We start from the raw sequence: 18,564 nt of genomic DNA, 5'->3' as shown, positions 1-18,564 counted from the left end.
TTCCTAAAATAGTGGTCCCTCAATTAGCTGGCGGACATAATTGTGAACGAATGGTTAAGAGCGCTTGAAAAATTAGACGAATCAAGCTCTTGCTGAAATTTAAGCGCCCTCTCGAATCTAAAATCCATGTATTGGAAAGTTAAGGAACCGTTAATCCCGTTTGACACCGCATTTTCTCGGGACCTAGGATCGAGATGACGGGGGATGCTGGGTATGGGGTACATCCTTGGCTCTGTCTCGTCGGGTTCAAACTCCAAAGGGAGAAATTGACATGAAGAAGCTCATGACGATGACCCGGCAGTTCCGCGACGACGAAAACGGCGCTGCTATGGTCGAATATACGATTCTTCTCGGCCTGATTGCGGGGGCTACAATCGCCGCCGTTATTACGATCGGCGTTTACGTGACCGGTGCGTTCACCAGCCTTTGCACTACGCTCAATGGCGCGATCACTGGAAGCTGCGTCGCAACACCGGCTTGATTTGAAATACATCGAGCCCGGACCGACGGTCCGGGCTCCAGTTCCAAGCGACAAGACTGTGGGTCGGCAGCAGACGACTTTGTAGGCTGCGGGGGCAGCGAAGAATGCGCGCAAACACTGTTATCATGATCGTTCTCGCCGGCGTGTTCGGCGTGCTCGCTGTAGTACTGGTCAATATCTGGCTGGCTGGACAGCGCAGCGCGATGGCGAAGGCGGACGGCGTGCAGGAAGACACGGTCGTGGTGGCGACGGCCGCACTCAAGTTCGGCGACATACTGTCAGCCGACAAATTGCGCGAAGTTGCATGGCCGGCGGGCGCGGTTCCAGCCGGTGCGTTCAAGACAACAAAGGAACTATTGGCTGGTGATGGCGCCAAGCAGGCGCTGCAGGCGATCGGCATCAACGAGCCTGTTCTCGCAACCAAGATCACCGGCCCCGGCCAGCGTGCCACGCTTTCCGCGGTGCTTGGCGAAGGCATGAAAGCCGTGTCCATCCGCGTCAACGACGTGCTTGGCGTTGCCGGCTTCGTCTTCCCGGGCGATCGGGTGGATGTGCTGCTGACGCGCACAGTGCGTGACAATGATGGGGCGGACAAGAGTTTTGTCGACGTGCTGCTGCAGAGCATGAAGGTGCTCGCCGTCGACCAGGTGGCCGACGAGAGCAAGGACAGCCCGACGGTGGTCAAATCGGTCACGCTCGAGGCCAGCACCAGGGACGCCCAGAAGCTGACCCTGGCGGCGGGCGCAGGCCAATTGTCGTTGGCCCTTCGCCAGGCCGCCGCCAGCAAGGGCGAGACGACCGAACGGATTACACTTTCCGACCTGACCGGCGAAACGCCGGCCGACGTCGCTGCCAGGCAAGCCGAACTCGGCAAAAAGGCCGCTGCGGAGGCCGCGGCTGCAGAGGAGCGCAAGCGCGCCGAAGAAGACCGGAAACGCGCCGACGATAAAATCGCGGGATTGGCACAGGCCGTGGACCGAGTGGGAAGCAAGCTGGACGATCTGAGCAAGATCAAGCCGGCTCCGGCCGTGGCGTCGGCGCCGGAAGTCCATGAAGTCGTCAAGGAAGTGGTCAAATATGTGCAGCCCGAGCCACCGGCACGGGCCACGGTCGGGGTTTTTCGGGGCGTGAAGCTCGAGACATACGACGTGCCGCGACAACCATAACAGCAGCGCGGCGATGAGTTTGGCGCTGCCCAAGGCAGCGATTGGGGAGACGGGGATGCAGGGGTCTTGGTTGAGGATGGCGGCGGCGTTGTCCGTTTGGACGGCGCTGTTGCTGTCGAGCCTGGCGGCCGAAGCGGCCGACCGTTTCATCGACGTGTCGAGCCCCAGCGTCCACCGTGTTTTCCTGCCGATGTCGCAATCGGTGACCATCCAGGTGAATGCCAATCTGGGCGATATCGTCGTCGGCGACGAGAAGATCGCCGATGCGCAGCCGATGACCGACCGGACGCTCTATGTCATCGGCAAGGGCGCCGGCACCACCACGGTCAATCTGTTCTCCACCGACAAGCGCTCGCTCGGCGTCATCCAGATCGAGGTCGGCGTCGACGTCAGCGACATGGCGGCGGCCATCCGCCAGGTATCGCCACGATCGCGCATCGAAATCGGCTCGATCAACGGCAAGGTCAGGCTTGGCGGCCATGTCAAGGATGGCGCCACGCTAGAGGCCATCATGCAGGTGGCGCAGCAATATGGTCCCGACGCCATCATCAATTCAGTCACCGTGGATGACAGCCAGCAGGTCAATCTGGAAGTGCGCGTGCTGGAAGCCAAGCGCAATGCTGGGCGCGATCTGGGTGTGTCGTTTAGCGGCTCTAACGGCAGCGGCTCCACTCGGCTTGGTACCGGCATCGGCACGGTGGACAAGACAGGAGAGGAACTCGGAGCTGGCGGCTTGGTCAGCGGGCTGTTGTCAAAGTCAAATCCGTTTGCTGCGCTGATCACCCAAATTATCGACAGTAACCTCAAGGTCGACCTGATCATCGAGGCGCTTGAAACCAAAGGCGTGGTGCGCACACTTGCGAATCCCAATCTCACCACGCTTTCCGGCGAGCAGGCCAGCTTCAATGCCGGTGGCCAGGTCCCAATTCGCAGCGTCGACAAAGACGGCCTTACCCAGATCGAGTACAAGCAGTTCGGCGTCAATCTTCTGTTCACGCCGATCGTGCTCGCCGACGACAAGATCCACATCCAGCTGGCGCCAGAGGTCAGCGACCTGACCGGCTTTACCACCGCAGGCGATCCGATCTTCACCAACCGCAAGCTGTCGACGGTCGTCGAACTGCGCGACGGCCAGAGCTTCGCGGTCGGCGGCCTTCTGTCCAGCAAGACCACCAAGCTGCAGGACCAGGTGCCATGGCTCGGCCAGGTGCCGGTGATCGGCACGCTGTTCCGCAATTCGAGCAACCAGAAGGAAGAGACCGAGCTGGTGGTCATCGTCACGCCGCACATCGTGCGGCCGGTGAAGCCTGGCGAGCAGCTGGCGACACCGTTCGACAAGACGCGGCCGGCCAACGATCCCGAATTCTTCGTGCTCGGTCAGCTCGAGGTGAACAAGGACATGATCCGCAAATATGAAACGGGCGACGGCGTCACCGGCCCTTATGGCCACATGCTCGACTTCAAATCGAAGGACAAGATGCTCTATGTCAAGAAATAGCGCCTTGATCCTCATTCTGAGCACCGGCCTGCTGACGGGCTGCGCCGCCGACTATCTCAACCACTACGATTCGGTGACCCTGGCCGCGGGCGACACGCAGAAGTTCAATTCGATGCTGCAGACGGTCGACCCGCTCAATCCAAACTCCAGGAACACACATATCGAAGGCGACGGCACGCGCGCCGCACTCGTCGCGCACGACTACAAATTTCCACCGCCACCGCCACCGCCGCCGGCGATCACGGTCAATGTCGGCGGATCGGGTGTGACGACGACGCCGTGAAGTGAACAGAAGGATGCGGAAGGGCGCCGGGCAAGCGAGGGGCTCTGGCGCAAGAAAGCAGAGAGTAAAGCCATGCTGCGGACCATTCGCGCGTTCTGGCACGATCAGAGGGGAATAGCGCTGATCCTCGTCTGCGTTACGTTGCCGGCGATCATCGGCTTTTCGCTGCTGGCGATCGATATGAGCCGGGTCAACAATTTACATAACGATCTGCAGAAGGGCGCCGATGCGCTGGCGCTTGCCGATGCAGCAGAGCTTGATGGCAAGGCGGACAGCATCACACGGGCCGATTTCGCTCTGGCAACGCTTGTTTCGAACAAATACACGTTCTCGACCACGGCTGGACCGCCAGCCACGCTAGCCGCTGCTGGAGTAACGAGACGTTATCTGAAATCACTGCCAGCCACCGACAATCTGCCGATAGCCGCTGCCAACATCATCACTGATGAGGTCGGCGATGCATCGAAGGCTCGATACGTCGAGATCAAGGTGACACCAGTCGGCTTCTCTGCGATCTTCCCGGTTTCTTTCCTGTCGCCAGGCGCCAGTGGGTCGTTCAATGTTGGTGCGGTTGCAGTTGCCGGCTTTTCGACTAGCGTCTGCGACTTCACGCCAATGTTCATCTGTAACCCGTATTCCAGCATCCAAGCGCTTGGCGACACCCTGCGCGGCAACAAGCGGCCGATGGTCGCCCTCAAGGCTCAGGGAGGCGGCAACAAGTACGGTCCGGGCGACTATGGCTTCCTGAAAACGCCAGACGGTAGCCAGGCGACGCCCGATTTGACTAACATGTTCGCATCCACCAAGCCCCTCACTTGCTATAAGGACGACGGGGTCGATCTGGCGCCCGGCAATGTCCCGCCTATCAATGCCGGCATAAATGTCCGGTTCGACATATACGACAAGTTGGACCCTGCGACCTATCCGCCCGCCCCCAACGTTCGAAAAGGCATGGCGAAGCAGGTCGACAAGCAAGGAAATTGCTCCTATGTCACTCCGACGGGAACCCCGGCCGCCAACTATATGAAGTTGCCGCAGGATAAATGCTTCTCTGCGCCGGGAGGCTGCGCCGGAATCACCGGGTTCAGCCGGCTTGGCAATGGCGTCTGGGACCTGCCAACTTACTGGAGCGTCAACCATGGCACCTCGACGCTGCCGGCCGACCTTCCCGCCGATTCCAGCCGGTGGACCGTCTACAACTACGAAATTACACACCCGGGGCTGACCAATGTCGCGGAACAGACGCTGCCCCAATGCAACCCCCAAAAAGCCAGTACCGACCCGAAGCGCAGGATGATCTACGTCGCCCTCCTCGACTGCGTGGCCAATCAGGTACAGGGATCTCATGGTCCCTATCCTGTCCAAGCTTTTGCCAGCGTGTTCGTGACCGAGCCGGCCGGATCGCCGCCTTCTGCTGATATCTACGGCGAGATCATCGACATCACGTCGAAAGCCGGCAACGGCACGCTCGACAATTTCCTGCGCGATGAAGTCCAGCTCTATCGGTGATGGCGATGTTCAAGATGCTGGCCCGATTTTTGGATCGATTTCGACACGACCAACGCGGCGCAGTGCTCGTCGAGATGACTCTGGTCACGCCGCTAATGCTGATCTTGTCGGCTGGGGTGTTCGAGTTTGGCAATCTGATCCATGACAAATTCCTGATGGAGGCCGGACTGACGGACGGCGCTCGCTATGCCGCGCGATGCAACAGCCAGTTGTATACGGACGCGGGGTTGGCGATCAACTGTGCCGATATCGCAGCCAACATCGCGGTTTACGGCAAGGCCGTGCTGACTGTCGTAAAAGGCGTGGTGACGGACAGCCCGCGCGTCAGCGGCTGGCAGAAATCAGGGGGAGTGTCGAACAATGCGACGGTGACCATCGCCGCCCCCGCCGATTGCCATGACGCCGTGCAAGCCGGTGTCATCAAATATCGCTCCACAACCCCACAAGTCTGCATCGTCCACGCGACCAGTTCCTACCCGTACGCCGGGGTCGGGATGCTGTCATTTATCGGCATCGGCCCGATCACTCTTCACGGCACTCACGAGGAGCGGTTGATCCGGTTCTGAACATGATCAGGCATTTCACAAAATCGGAAGACGGCGCGGCGATGGTGGAAATGGCCATTGTTTCGACCCTTCTGTTTGCGCTCGTCCTCGGTTTCGTTGATTTCGGCAATGCCTTTTATCAGTGGAATGCGGCCACCAAGGCGGTAGAGATCGGCGCGCGCCTGGCCTCTATTTCGGATCCGATTGTGCCTGAGATTGCCACTGCGGGGGTTGCGACCACGCCGGGCGCTCCAATCCCGGCGGGAAATTTCGATTATCAATGCAACGGCGCCACATCCATCTGCAGTTGTACCGGCTCCGGATGCGTGGCTGTCGCCTCTACGATCGCGACCTTCAACACGAACTTCAATCGGATTTTTCGCGGCGACGCGACCGGTACGGGCAATTGCCCGGCGCTTGCCGCGGGACAACGGCCCGGCATGTGTCATTTCTATCCATTCCTGCGGCCGGCTAACGTAGTTGTCAGATATACTGCAACCGGGCTTGGTTATCAAACCCGCCTGGGCGGCCCGGTGCCGACGATCACCGTCAGTCTGCAGAACGTGACCTTCCAGTTCTTCTTCCTCAACGGACTGATGGGTTTCAGCAACATTACCATGCCCTCCATGCTGAGCACGGTCACGGGCGAAGACCTGAAAACGAGCGCGCCATCATGAACGCCATGAACACCAAGGTTACGCCGACCAAGCGAAAGCAGGTGGCGCTGTTCTCTTCGGATCCGAACTTCAAGCGCGAAGTGGCGACGCGGCTCGATGCGCTGGCGATCTATGACGTCAGGGTTTCCGAGACGGACGATTTTCTCAAGGGCCCGCCCGCCGATGCGCGCCCGGGCATCGTCATTCTCGATCTCGGCAGCGGCGGACTGCTCGGCAGGCCCGGCATCGTCGAGGCGCGCGCGCTGTGGGCCTCCGTGCCGCTGATCGCGGTCTCCGACGAGCTGAGCTCGGAGCAGACGCGCGTGCTGGTGCGCATGAACGCCTCGGACTGGCTGCACAAGCCGCTCGACGGCAAGGAGCTGCTCAACGCGGTGACCTTCCACGACACCGGCAACCAGGGGACGAAAAGCCGCATCATCACCTTCATCAGCGCCAGCGGCGGCGCCGGCGCCACGACGCTCGCGCTGTCGGCGGCCGAGTTCCTGGCCTCGAAATCGGCCGAGCGCGCGGCTTCGACCTGCCTGGTCGATCTCGATTTCCAGAGCGCCAATTGCGGCGCCTATATCAACCAGTTCAACCAGTTCGACCTGACGGGCATCATCGGCCAGCCCGAACGGCTCGACGTCGAGCTGATGGACGTCATCAAGCTTTCGCGCCCGTCCGGCCTCACCCTCTATGCGTTCGAGCGGCCGCAACTGCCCTTCGAGCCGCGTGGCAGCGATTTCGTGTTCCGGCTTCTGGATCTCGTCGCCTACCGCTTCGACGACATCGTCATCGACCTGCCCAATCTCGAGACGCCCTGGCACAATTCGGTGCTTTCGACGAGCGACGAGATCTTCATCGTGTTCGAGCTCAATGTGGCGTCGCTGCGGCAAGGCAAGCGGCTCTACAGCAAGATCCGCGAACTGCGCGGCAACGCGGTCAATATCACGCTCGTCGCCAACAAGCACAAGCGCAAATGGTTCGGGAACCACTTCTCGCGCAGCGAGCTGGAGAAGATATTCAAGGCGCCGCACATCAAGTCGCTGGCACTCGACAACGCGCTTCTCGCCGATGCCCTGAACCGGGCGATCCTGCCTTCGGAAGTGGATGGGCGGGCGCGCTTCAACAAGGATCTGAAGACGATGTTCAAAGAGCGGCTCGATGACGCTGCCCGATAGGCATCGGATCGCCTCGGGGCTGGCCGCCGCCTGCATCGCGGGCCTGGCGCTTGTGATGCCGGGCGGCGCCCATGCCGGGTCCGCGGGTGCTCCGCCGCTGCCGGCCATGGGCCCAAGCCTGCGCAAGACAGTCGCCTTCGAAACCGCCGAACAGCCCGGAACGATCATTATCCGCAAGGACGAGAAGGCGCTTTATTTGGTGACGCGCCAGGGCCAGGCACTTCGCTACAAGATCAGCGTCGGGCGCGACGGTTTCGGCTGGACCGGGGTCGTCAAGGTCGGAGCCAAGACGGAATGGCCGCAATGGCGCCCGCCCAAGGAAATGCGTGCCCGCCAACCGGAGCTGCCGGAAATGGTGCCGGCCGGCCCCTACAATCCGCTCGGCGCCAGGGCGCTCTATTTGTCTCGGGACGGGCATGACACGCTCTATCGAATCCACGGCACCAATGACCCGTCAGGGGTCGGCTTCGACGGAACATCGGGCTGCTTCCGCCTCACCAACACCGATGTGATCGACCTTTTCAAGCGCGTCCCGATCGGCGCCAAGGTGGTGGTTCAATGACGACGATCAGCGAGCCGGGCATGCCGGCGATCGATGTTGGCAAACGCGAACAGGTCGCCGTCGACAGACCTGGCAACACAAAAGCGATCGGCGTCGCCGCCGCCGGCGCCTTGCTGATCACCTTGGTCAACATGGCGGCTGCCATCTACCTCTATCGGGGCATCAACGACCTGCGCTCCGTCGAGGCGCGGCTGGAGCAGCTCGGAGCATTCGAGCAACGGATCGCGGCGCGGCTCGATACGGTCAACAACGGCTTCCAGAGCCGGTTCGAAAAACTGGACAGCCAGTTGCAGGGCAACTTCAACGAAATCAATGGCAGCCTTGCCAGGCTGGAGCAGTCCCCGCCCGCCGTCGCCGGCAACAGTCCGCCGAATGCGGCGGAACAATCCGAGGTTACCACCAGCGCGGTGGCGGAAGCGCCCGAGGCGCTCGATAGCGAAACCGCCAGCGAGGTCAGCGTCGACGAAGCGGCACGACCGCCCAAAAGGAGGATCGCTTCGGCGCCGCCTCCCCCCAACTCCAACTACCAGCGCATAGAGCAGCCGGACGGCAAGGTCTATTACCGCAAGATCAATTGAAGCCGCCGGCGTTGACGGCCTCTTCTAGAGATCCCGCTGCAGGGTGACGAGCTGCATTGCCCGCAGCTCGGCGCGTTGTCTCGCTTCGGTGAGGAAGGCAATGTGACAGTAAACACACGCGGCCGCGCCCAGAAGCAGGACCAGGCTGTTCTGCCAGGAGAAATCGACCATCAGCGAGAATTGGAGGCCGCTGGGCGCCGTAAAGGCTGCAATGGTGCTCGCCGTCTGAGATTGGCTGCTGGCGGCTATCATCAGCCCCACGAAAAGCAACGCCAGATGGTTGGCCAGAAAGAATGGAGCCCGCTTGCGGGCGTGGCAGGCAAGCCAGCTGACGATCAAGGCGGCAGCCAGGATCGTGAAATCGAGGACCATCGAGCTGTCCAGATAGAAGTCGACCTGTTGCCAGAACATCGTCGACAACGGCCGCAGTTCAAGCCAGATCCACCACATTGTGGGGCTCGCCGGATAGGCGCCCAGCAAGAATGTCGCGATACGCGCTCCCGCCAGGATAGCAAGGACAAGAGCGGGAAAGAGAAAGAGCAGAATCGGCTTGCGTTTCATGTCGCCCTCCACATTAGCAATCGATGATAGACGGCAGAACTTGCGCAAGCCTTAACGGCCGGGATTGCCCATTAGGAAGATGCCTATTGGCCGGCGCCATCGACAGAGGCCGGCACGGCTCCACAACCGTACATGTCGGTTTATGTGCCATTTTTGCTACATCACGCGGGTCTTCTGGCTGGAAAAAGCCTTTTAGCATTTCCTAAATTAATAATTACTCACATATTTCGTGAATCTGGTAGATGATCCACCGACGGCCGGCCTGGCTTGGGCCCAGGCTTGGTTGTGGCGCCCGAAAAAGGGCGTTGGGGAAAGTTGGGGCGGGCTAAATGAAAACAACAGGCATTTCGGCCATGGGCAAGCGCCTTGGTCTTCTGATGGCAGCCACGATGCTGTCCTGCGGGGGTGCAAATGCCCTCACGCTCAAGGAGGCCGTGGCGGTAGCCGTCGAGTCCAATCCCGAGATCGGCCAGGCCATAGAAAATCGCGAGGCGATCGAATTCGAATTGCGCCAGGCAAAGGGACTCTATCTTCCCAGCGTCGACGTGGAAGCATCCGGAGGGGCTCGCCGTCTCGACAACTCGTCGCGTCGCGCGCTTTCCCTCGATGATGACAACCTCTACCCGGCAGAAGCCGATCTGACGGTTTCACAGACCGTCTATGACAGCGGCGCAAGACGCGCCGAGCTCGATCGTCAGGCCTCGCGCGTCGATGGTGCGTCGTTCCGCGTGCTGGAGCGGTCCGAGTTCATCGGGCTCTCGGTAGTCCAGGACTATCTCGAATACATGCTGCAGGCTTCCATCGTTTCAGAGGCGAAGAAGAACCTGGGCTTCCATCAGGCTATTCTCCACGACATCCAGGAAGGCATTGCGGGCGGCGGGCTGAACGAAGCCGACCGGCAACAGGCCGAGGAGCGGCTGTTCGCGGCCAAGGCCCGCATGCAGGAAGCCTCGGAGGAACTGGAGGCTTCGAAGATACGGTTTTTCAAGACCGTCGGGAAACCGCTGACCAATGCGTCGAGGCCGGGCGACGTTTCGGCCGCGCTGCCGAGGTCGCTGGACGATGCGCTGGGTCTGGCACGAGCAAACAACCCGCGCGTCCATATGGCCAACAGCGATATCGCCGCGGCGGCCTCGCTGGTGGACGCGGCCCGAGCGAAGTACGGTCCCTCGATCGTCGCCGAGGGCACAGCCCGGGCGGGATACGATATCGACGGCGACAATGGCGACACATCCGACCTGCAGGCGCGCCTGGTGTTGCGCTGGAACCTCTATCGGGGCGGCATAGACAAAGCCAATGAACAGGAGCAGATCCGCCGCACCAGCGAACAGCGGCTCGCCATGCACCAGGTTCTGCGCGAGATCGAAGAAGCCGTTCGCACCTCATGGGATCGCCGCTTCCGGCAGGCCGACCTGGCAAAGACGCTGAAGCTGCAGGCCGCCTCCAACGAAAAGCTGGTCGCGTCCTATCGCGAACAGTTCAAGGTCGGGCAGCGCTCGCTGCTAGACGTGCTCGATGCGCAGAATACGCGGTTCAACACCGCGACGCTCGCGGACACCGCATCCTATGCGTCACTCTTTGCCCAGTACCGGCTTCTGGCTGCGACCGGGGAATTGCTGAAGACGATGGATATCCAGCCGGCAAAGCAAGCCAACGCCTACGCACGGACCGAGTTCGCCGCACCGGAAACGGCTGACACCGAAACCTATGCGCGCACGCCCTCGGAACAGAAGAATGACTTGCCCTTCGACATTCTGGCGCCGGTCAGGAAAAAGTAAGCAGCGACGTAAGGCGCGACCGACAGTCCTCGCGGGCAGATCGTGAATCAGCAACCCCATATCCTGTCGCCGAAGGAGGCTTTCAAGGCCTGCTTTTCGGCCGTTGCCGCGTATCTCGGCCGACCGAGCGCCGAGACCGTGCTGTTCGCCGGCGTGCCGCTGTCGGATACCCGCGTCGAGGTCGACGACATCCGCAACCTTGCCGAACGCATAGGTCTGGAAGCGCGGGCGTTTGGCCATCGCGATTTCCTGCGCGGGCGGATCGATCTGCCCGCAATTGTCTTTCGCGTCAGCCAGTTGCCGGTTGCCTTGCTCTCCGAGGAGGAAGGCGGCGACTATTTCACCGCCCCCCAGGAGGACGGGCGCACCGCCATCAGCCGATCGGAACTCGCTGCCAGCTATATCAGCGGCGGTGTGTCCTTCTCGATCACCTACGCCAACGCCACGGAGGCGATGAGCGTCGGCTCGGCGCCGAAGATCGAGCGGCGACATTGGCTGACGGGGACGATGGGAGGCTTCTGGCGCACATATTCGAAAGTCGTGCTGTCGGCGATGTTCATCAATCTGCTCGCCATCGCCTCGCCGATCTTCACCATGAACGTGTACGACAGGATCCTCCCGAACAAGGCGATATCGACGCTCTGGGTCCTGGCCATCGGCATCGGCGCCGTCATCGTGTTCGACCTGCTTCTGAAGACCGCCAGAGCGTCGCTCATCGACTATGCCGGGCGCAAGGCCGATCTTCGGATTTCCTATATGCTGTTCGAGAAAGTCCTCAACTCGTCCTTGTCGGCGCGACCCGGTTCGACCGGCGAGTACGCAAACCGCATAACGCAATATGAGTTCGTGAGGGAGTTCTTCACCTCCAACACCATCAGCGTCTTCATCGACACCGCTTTCGTGTTCGTCTTCCTGCTGGTCATCTATGCGATCGGCGGCTGGCTGGTCATCATTCCGGCCGTGGCCTTCCTGGCGTCGGTCGCCGTTGGCCTGGTCACGCAGCGGCGCATCGGCAAGCGGGTCGCGGCCTCGATGAACGAGGCTTCGCAGCGCCAGTCGCTGCTGGTGGAGTCCATCTCCACGCTGGAAACGATCAAATCCCTGCGCGCCGAAGCCTATCTGCTGCGCAAATGGGGCGAGCATTCGAAGAACGCCGCCAACACGTCCGAGAAGATCAAGCAGCTTTCGGCGGCAGCCGGCAACATCACCCAGGCGATACAGCAATTGGTCACCGTCGCCCTGGTGGTGGCTGGCGCCTATGCCTTTTCGGAAGGGCACGTCTCGACAGGGGCTATCATCGGGACGGTGATGCTGGCGGGCCGGGCCGTGGCCCCCCTCGGCCAGATCGCCATAACACTGTCGCGGTTTCGCCAGGCCATGCTCTCCTTGCGGATGGTCAACTCGATCATGGCGCAACCGGAAGACCGGCCGGATACGGTGGGCTTCGTAAACCGCCCGATCCGCAATGGCGCTATGGCATTCAAGAACGTCGGATTCGTCTATCCCGGTTCCGAAAACGACGTTCTGTCCGGCCTGAATTTCACCGTCAGGCCCGGCGAGCGGATCGGCATAATCGGCCGGATAGGATCCGGCAAGACGACCATGGGCCGGCTGATCGGCAGGCTCTTCCTGCCGACTTCCGGCGAGTTGCTGCTGGACGGGATCGACATCCGCCAATACCACCCGTCGGAGGTTCGCGCCGCGGTCGGCATCGTTGCGCAGGCTGGCGATCTGTTCTCGGGCACCATCAAGGAAAATCTGCTGATGGCCTGCCCAGAAGCGACCGATGAGCAGATCATCGACGCGGCCAGGGCTGCCGGTGTCGACGAGTTCGTCTCCCGCCATCCGCGTGGCTACGACATGAACGTCGGCGAGCGCGGCACCAACCTTTCCGGCGGACAGAGGCAGACGGTGGCGATTGCCCGGCTGCTGCTGACCAAGCCGAAAATCGTCTTCCTGGATGAGCCATCCGGCTCGATGGACCTGGCCTCGGAACGTCAGCTGATAAAGCAGCTCAAGGTGGCCTTTGACCGCGGCACCACGCTGATCGTCTCCACCCACCGCTTCAGCATGCTCGAGCTGGCCGACAGGCTGATCGTGATCGAGCAGGGCAAGATCGTCGCCGACGGACCGAAAGAACAAGTCATACAGGCGCTGCAGAAAACAAATGTTTGAGACAAATTATATTGATCCAGATCAATATAATGGGGTTTGGTAAATGCTTGCTAGGGAAGATCGGCCGCCATTCTTTGCATCGGCGTCCATATTTATCATAGGAGCGCTGTTCGTCGCTTTTGTCGCCTGGGCGTCCTTCGCCGAAGTCGATGAAATCGCGCGTGGCGACGGCAAGGTCATACCCGCCTCCAAGACCCAGATCATTCAAGCCAGCGAGCCCGGCGTCGTTCAGGAAATTGCGGTCAAGATCGGCCAGGTCGTCAAGAAGAACGATCTGATCATTCGCCTCGACAACACGCTGAACACGTCCAGCCTGGGCGAACAACAGGCCAAGGCGCGCGCGCTGGAAGTGCGTATCGCCAGGCTCAAATACGAACAGAGCGGCAACCTGACGGGATCCTTTCCTTGTCCGGACGACATTCAGGCCGCGGCACCGCAGATTTGCGACAATGAACAGAAGCTCCTGATCGCACGACGCGAAAACTTCGACAACAAACTGTCCGTGCTGAAGTCCCGGCTCGATCAGCGCGAGAAGGAACTCGACCAGGCGATGGCCGATTCCGATCGCCTTACCAAAAACCTGGCCATCAGCGACCAGGAAACAAAGCTGGTCGAGGCCATGGTCAAAAAGGGGCTGATGGCCAGGACCGAGCAGATCCGGGTCGAGCGCGAACAGACCGAACTCCATGGGCAGCTGAACCTTGCCGGCGAGACCATAAAGAAGGCCAAATCGGCCATCACCGAAGCCCAACTCCAGGTCGAGGAACTGGGCCTTCAGCTGCAGCAGGAGGCGCTGATCGACCTGACCCAGGCGCTGGCCGATCTTTCGGTCGTCGACGAGACCATTCGAGGGGCGACCGACAAAGTGGCCCGAACCGACATTCGCTCTCCAGTGGACGGTATCGTCAACACGCTGGAGTTCAACACGGTCGGCGCTTTTGTCCAGCCTGGCGTGATCGTGGCCGGGATCGTGCCGACCTCCGAGACCTTGCTGGTGGAGGCACGGGTTTCGCCCCGGGATGTCGCGTTCATCCGCCCCGACCAGGAGGCGCTCATTAAAGTCACCGCCTACGATTTCTCGATCTTCGGCGGCATCGAAGGCAAGGTCTCCAACATCACCGCCGACAGCCTGGTCGACCAGAAGACCGGGGAACCCTACTACCAGGTGCGCGTGGCGACGGAGACGTCGACCCTGGAAAGAGACGGCAAGGCCTATTCAATCATCCCCGGCATGATCTGTTCCGTCGATATCAAGACCGGACGCAAGACGATCCTGACCTACCTCCTGAAGCCGATCAACAAGGCACGAGAGGAGGCAATGAGTGAACGATAGCGCCACTCCTCCCGCCGTTCTCGACCGGTTGCTCCTGCCGACGAAGGCAGAAGACCTCGGCATGGAGTTCCGGGTCGTCGCGCGCCTCGGCATACGACGCGGAATCCGCCTGGAGCGGGCTTTCTGGACATCGCTGAGGCATATGGCGGAAAGCCGGAAGTGCACGATCGGCATGCTTGTCGATGAGATCGCCGAAGGTCAGCCTGCTTCCGGCAACCTGACATCGGCGATCAGAGTTGCCTGCATACGTGATATGGCGGAAGAAAACCTGACGTTGAAAAGGCTAGCATCGATACGGACGATCAGCGCGATACTGGTCGCCTGTCCCTCGCCCGCCTTTGCCCTTTCATCGTCGAAAAAAATCCTGACCTTCAACGCTCCGTTCCAACAGCTGGTAAAGCGCCAATTGCCGACGGCGCCGAACGATGACGGGCGTCAGGATCTCAGGCTGGCACTCGATCTCAATGTCGCGGACATATTTGCGCGGCTGGATGCTAATGGCGAAACCCCGGTCGCCAGCGGGTTCGTCATCGGCGCCGGCGACCGACGCTATCGCGGCCAGTTGAACGCGGTGCGGGCGCCGCTGATCGAACAGGACCTGCTGATGGCGTTCGTCAGCGGCTAAAGCGCATCGCATGGGAACGGATAGAGTCCGTATCTCCTGCGCATGCACCAAACCGTCGCTTCGATCCCGCGGCCGCTGCTTATCTTCGCACAAGCTTCCCCAAAGCCATATCCGGCTGCAATCCTTCGCCAGGTGCGACGCCCGCAAAGCCGCCCTTGATCTCGGCAACCTGCGCATTGCCCGATCTCGAGCCATGGATCCAGGCGCGATCCGTGCTGAAGGAATAGAGCGGAACGTAGTCGGGGAGATCGCTGTCACGCAGGACGGTGTTGTGGAGGCTGTCGAGGATGAACGCGCCATCCGCCGTGCTCACCGACAGGACGGCGTGGAAGAACCCGCGCTTGCGATCCTGGAGGACGACGAGCGCCATGCTTTGCGCGGGAATGCCGGCCCTGAGCAGGGCGGTCATCTTCAGTATGACAAAATCCTCGCAGTCGCCGGCGCGCTTGTCGAGCACCTCCGAAGGCTTCGCCCAATAGTCGAGCTTGCCATAGACGACACTGTCCCTCCGGTAGGCGATCAGGCGATTGATGCCGCTGTTGACGAGGGACAGTTTCTCGGTGAACCCCTTGCCCTGTGCCGTCGAGATCAGTGTGGCAAAAGCCGCGCTCTTATGCTCGCAGGCACTGCCTGCCGTGCAGCCGACGATTGCCTGGTAGACAGGCGCCCACCGCGCCGCGACAGGAAAGTTGTGCATGGACAGCGCGACCGAGCCGAACACGCCGGGGATGATCGCCGCCGTCTGGATGGGATCAATTCCAACATCGGCGGGTCGGACATCGGCGGGCGTTGGCGCAACGCCGGCATTGGCGTTGTCGATTGTGTAGCTCATGGAGACAATGCCGGGCTGGTATCCCGCGACCGGCTGCCAGGGCCCGGACCTTTCCAGGGAAACGCCACCCAGGCTACGCGGCGCCTCGACCTTTTCGCCGAGCCCGCCGACCGACGCGACACCCTCGAAACGAGGGCTCGCGAGCGATGGCTGCGGCAGGCCCGCAAGGCCGATCGTCAGCAAGAGCAGTTTGAGACCGGTTGTCCCCGGCGCGATTTTTTCTTTTTTCATAACGCCCACCTTTGACTGTGGACGGTACCAATCTTGTCTCAAATTATTGGCAACGAAGGTAGATAACGACGACAGAACTTACTTCGTCTGTTTTGCATAAAACTTTATTATAATTTATACTTTCATTTACCATCCAGACGGAGGCGGGCCGCCGTCAATCGCCACTGATATCGGCAATATATAACGGAATATATGTTATCGGTTTACCACGCGTAAAAAATACGATTTTGTGCATATTGCAGTATATCAAATAGATTGATGAACCGTTGCAAAGCAATGGTGAGCGCTGTCTCTTTCCGGGAAATTCCGGAGGGGTACAAGCAAATGACCACCAATATCGAATTGGACACCGCTGCAAGGTCCTGGGACGAGCATTCCGCCGCCAGTGACCATCACGGTCAGACATCGCCGGCGGAGATCCAGGTCGCCCAGGCGGCTTCGACGCAGCCGGCAGCGGCCGAACCTGTGCCGGTCGATGTCGGCAGCGGCGCACCCGTGACGCCGGAGGCGCCCGCGGAGGCGAAGGCAGCAGCTGCACCCGCCCCCCACGAATACGTGGCCGACGCCAGCAACGTCGTGAAGCTTCCAGCCAACGTCTCGATCGACAACATCAAGGTCGACGGCCACAATCTGGTGCTCGAACAGGCCGATGGCTCGGTCATCGTGATCAAGGATGGCGCCCTTCACGTGCCCGCCTTCCTCATTGGCGATGTCGAGGTGCCGCGCGTTGCCCTGATCGCCGCGCTCGAGGCCAGCCATGTCGATGTTGCCTTCGGCGCCGACGGTTCGATGTCGGCCGGCCCGGGAGGCTCGACCTCCAGCGCGGGCGGAGACTTCTCGGTTCCCGCCGGCGGCATCGGCGACGGGTTCGACCTGTCGGCGCTGTTGCCCCCGACAGACCTGGCGTTCGGCCAGCTGGAGCACCGCGAAATGTTTCCGAGCCTGCTGCCGGATTCCACACCGTCGATCATCGACCTGACGCCTGAGACCACTGGCGGCGACACCACCGTCTATGAAAAGGGCCTGACCTCGGCTCCCGACACCAGCGAGATCAATACCGGCACGTTCACCATCTCCTCCCCCGACGGTGTCGGCTCGCTGACGATCGCCGGCCAGGCGATCTCGGGTGCTGCGCTTGCCAACAGCGCATCGACGCCGGTCAGCATCACCACGCCGCTCGGCAGCACGCTGACCATCACCGGCTACGATGCCAGCACCGGCCAGGTGAGCTACAGCTACACGCTTGTCCACAGTGAGCCCCATCCCGGCGCCGGCACAGATTCCATCTACGACAACATGACCGTGACGGTGACCGACACCGACGGCGACACCTCCGCTCCCGCCACGCTGTCAGTCCAGATCGTCGACGATGTGCCTGTTGCGGTGAACGACAGCGCCACGCAGGCGACGGAGAACGCGGCGGTCGCGGTCGACGTCAAGGCCAACGACACGGCGGGCGCCGACGGCGTCGACTGGAGCGGCGTGACGCACACGATTGCGCAGAACGGCGCCAACCCGGCGACGGGGAGCCTGGCCTACAACAATGACGGCACCTTCACCTACACGCCCGGCGCGGGCGAACAGGGAACGGTGAAGTTCGACTACACCATCAAGGACGGCGACGGCGACACCTCGACCGCCACCGTGACCATCACGCTGCTGACCGACTCCACGCCGACGATCACGGTGACGCCGACCGGCGGCACGCCCGCCGCCGACGCGCAGGCGGTTGTCGATGAGAAGGGCCTGCCGACCGGCACCGGCGAACTGGCCGACCACAATGCGGGCAACAACAGCGACGCGTCCGAGACGACGGCGGGCACCTTCAACATCACCACCAGCGGCGACACGCTGCAGGCGCTGGTGATCATCGACAAGAACGGCAATCCGATCAACGTGACCGCCGCGACGGTTGCGGTTCCGATCGTCGTGCACGGCACCAATGGCGACCTGACGGTGACCTCGACCGGCGGCGTCTACAGCTACAGCTACACGCTGGCGCACAATGTGGCGAACGCCGACCCCAACCAGATCGGGGCCGCCGACCAGGCGACCGGCGAGCACTTCGCGGTGACGGTCACCGACAGCGACGGCGACACCGCCAACGGCTCGCTGACCGTCAAGGTCAACGACGATGGGCCGCACGCCAACAACGACAGTGCCACGCAGACGACGGAGAATATGCCGGTCACGATCGACGCGCTCGCCAACGACGTGTTCGGCGCCGATGGCGTTGCGATTGGCGATGCCTCGAAGGTGACGTTCACGCAAGCCACGCAGGGCGTGGTGAGCTACGACACGACGACCCATCTGTTCACCTACACCCCCAATGCCGGGGCGGGTGGTTCCTCGACGGCCGACAGCTTCACCTACACGGTCATCGACGGAGATGGAGACAAATCGACGGCGACGGTGTCGCTGACGCTGAAGGCGGACTCGACGCCGACGATCACGGTGACGCCGGATGGCGGGACGCCGTTGGTCAATGCGACCGCGGTTGTCGATGAGAAGGGCCTGCCGACCGGCACCGGCGAACTGGCCGACCACAATGCGGGCAACAACAGCGACGC

The 18,564-nt window shown here is 61.4% G+C and carries 17 protein-coding genes; 15 read left to right on the top strand and 2 right to left on the bottom strand.

Going from position 1 to position 18,564, the window contains the following annotated elements:
• The first annotated feature begins 271 nt into the window (after positions 1-271).
• The 10 genes from FJ978_RS24200 to FJ978_RS24155 all read left to right on the top strand — a co-directional run bounded on the left by FJ978_RS24200 (position 272) and on the right by FJ978_RS24155 (position 8,459).
• Positions 272-481, top strand: a complete 210-nt coding sequence (locus FJ978_RS24200; protein ID WP_140574532.1) for a Flp family type IVb pilin — start codon at positions 272-274, stop codon at positions 479-481.
• Positions 482-585: 104 nt separating this feature from the next.
• Positions 586-1,647, top strand: a complete 1,062-nt coding sequence (cpaB, locus tag FJ978_RS24195; protein ID WP_140574530.1) for a Flp pilus assembly protein CpaB — start codon at positions 586-588, stop codon at positions 1,645-1,647.
• A 55-nt stretch (positions 1,648-1,702) separates the two neighbouring features.
• Positions 1,703-3,145, top strand: coding sequence for a type II and III secretion system protein family protein (locus FJ978_RS24190; protein WP_140574528.1), 1,443 nt, complete (start codon positions 1,703-1,705; stop codon positions 3,143-3,145).
• Positions 3,146-3,149: 4 nt separating this feature from the next.
• Entirely contained in the window at positions 3,150-3,428 is a 279-nt protein-coding gene (locus FJ978_RS24185) for a hypothetical protein (protein ID WP_246678192.1), read from the top strand.
• Positions 3,429-3,500: 72 nt separating this feature from the next.
• The gene (locus FJ978_RS24180; protein WP_140574524.1) at positions 3,501-4,937 is read left to right on the top strand and encodes a pilus assembly protein TadG-related protein; all 1,437 of its coding nucleotides are present in this window, start codon (positions 3,501-3,503) and stop codon (positions 4,935-4,937) included.
• Between the two features lie 5 nt (positions 4,938-4,942).
• Complete coding sequence (locus FJ978_RS24175) at positions 4,943-5,503, top strand: TadE/TadG family type IV pilus assembly protein (protein WP_246678191.1); 561 nt, start codon at positions 4,943-4,945, stop codon at positions 5,501-5,503.
• Positions 5,504-5,505: 2 nt separating this feature from the next.
• Entirely contained in the window at positions 5,506-6,159 is a 654-nt protein-coding gene (locus FJ978_RS24170; protein WP_140574520.1) for a TadE/TadG family type IV pilus assembly protein, read from the top strand.
• Entirely contained in the window at positions 6,156-7,319 is a 1,164-nt protein-coding gene (locus FJ978_RS24165) for an AAA family ATPase (protein ID WP_140574518.1), read from the top strand. Before FJ978_RS24170 ends, FJ978_RS24165 begins: the two co-directional genes overlap by 4 nt.
• Positions 7,303-7,881: a L,D-transpeptidase gene (locus FJ978_RS24160; RefSeq protein WP_013893814.1), complete on the top strand. Its 579-nt coding sequence runs from the start codon at positions 7,303-7,305 to the stop codon at positions 7,879-7,881. The genes FJ978_RS24165 and FJ978_RS24160 overlap by 17 nt, the downstream gene beginning before the upstream one ends.
• Positions 7,878-8,459, top strand: a complete 582-nt coding sequence (locus FJ978_RS24155; protein ID WP_140574516.1) for a hypothetical protein — start codon at positions 7,878-7,880, stop codon at positions 8,457-8,459. The genes FJ978_RS24160 and FJ978_RS24155 overlap by 4 nt, the downstream gene beginning before the upstream one ends.
• Before the next feature lie 24 nt (positions 8,460-8,483).
• Here the strand turns inward: FJ978_RS24155 and FJ978_RS24150 are convergent, their stop codons facing one another.
• A complete protein-coding gene (locus tag FJ978_RS24150) occupies positions 8,484-9,020 on the bottom strand; it encodes a hypothetical protein (RefSeq protein WP_140574514.1) in 537 nt (178 codons plus the stop codon).
• A 329-nt stretch (positions 9,021-9,349) separates the two neighbouring features.
• Here FJ978_RS24150 and FJ978_RS24145 point away from each other — a divergent pair, with 329 nt between their 5' ends.
• The 4 genes from FJ978_RS24145 to FJ978_RS24130 are packed head-to-tail and all read left to right on the top strand — an operon-like array spanning position 9,350 to position 14,931.
• The gene (locus FJ978_RS24145; RefSeq protein WP_140574512.1) at positions 9,350-10,798 is read left to right on the top strand and encodes a TolC family protein; all 1,449 of its coding nucleotides are present in this window, start codon (positions 9,350-9,352) and stop codon (positions 10,796-10,798) included.
• Positions 10,799-10,840: 42 nt separating this feature from the next.
• Entirely contained in the window at positions 10,841-12,973 is a 2,133-nt protein-coding gene (locus tag FJ978_RS24140) for a type I secretion system permease/ATPase (protein WP_140574510.1), read from the top strand.
• Positions 12,974-13,016: 43 nt separating this feature from the next.
• Entirely contained in the window at positions 13,017-14,306 is a 1,290-nt protein-coding gene (locus FJ978_RS24135; protein WP_013893809.1) for an HlyD family type I secretion periplasmic adaptor subunit, read from the top strand.
• The gene (locus tag FJ978_RS24130) at positions 14,296-14,931 is read left to right on the top strand and encodes a ribbon-helix-helix domain-containing protein (RefSeq protein WP_140574508.1); all 636 of its coding nucleotides are present in this window, start codon (positions 14,296-14,298) and stop codon (positions 14,929-14,931) included. Before FJ978_RS24135 ends, FJ978_RS24130 begins: the two co-directional genes overlap by 11 nt.
• A 79-nt stretch (positions 14,932-15,010) precedes the next feature.
• Here FJ978_RS24130 and FJ978_RS24125 read toward each other — a convergent pair whose 3' ends face one another.
• The gene (locus tag FJ978_RS24125) at positions 15,011-15,994 is read right to left on the bottom strand and encodes a transglutaminase-like cysteine peptidase (RefSeq protein ID WP_140574506.1); all 984 of its coding nucleotides are present in this window, start codon (positions 15,992-15,994) and stop codon (positions 15,011-15,013) included.
• A gap of 324 nt (positions 15,995-16,318) precedes the next feature.
• On the opposite strand from FJ978_RS24125, the gene FJ978_RS24120 reads away from it, so the two are divergent.
• Positions 16,319-18,564: Ig-like domain-containing protein (locus FJ978_RS24120; RefSeq protein WP_181180430.1), on the top strand; the 2,246-nt coding region annotated here is incomplete at its 3' end.

Origin of the sequence: Mesorhizobium sp. B1-1-7, from assembly GCF_006442705.1 — a bacterium.
In the GTDB taxonomy this organism is placed as follows: Bacteria; Pseudomonadota; Alphaproteobacteria; order Rhizobiales; family Rhizobiaceae; genus Mesorhizobium; species Mesorhizobium opportunistum.
This window is presented reverse-complemented; position numbering and strand designations above follow the sequence as displayed.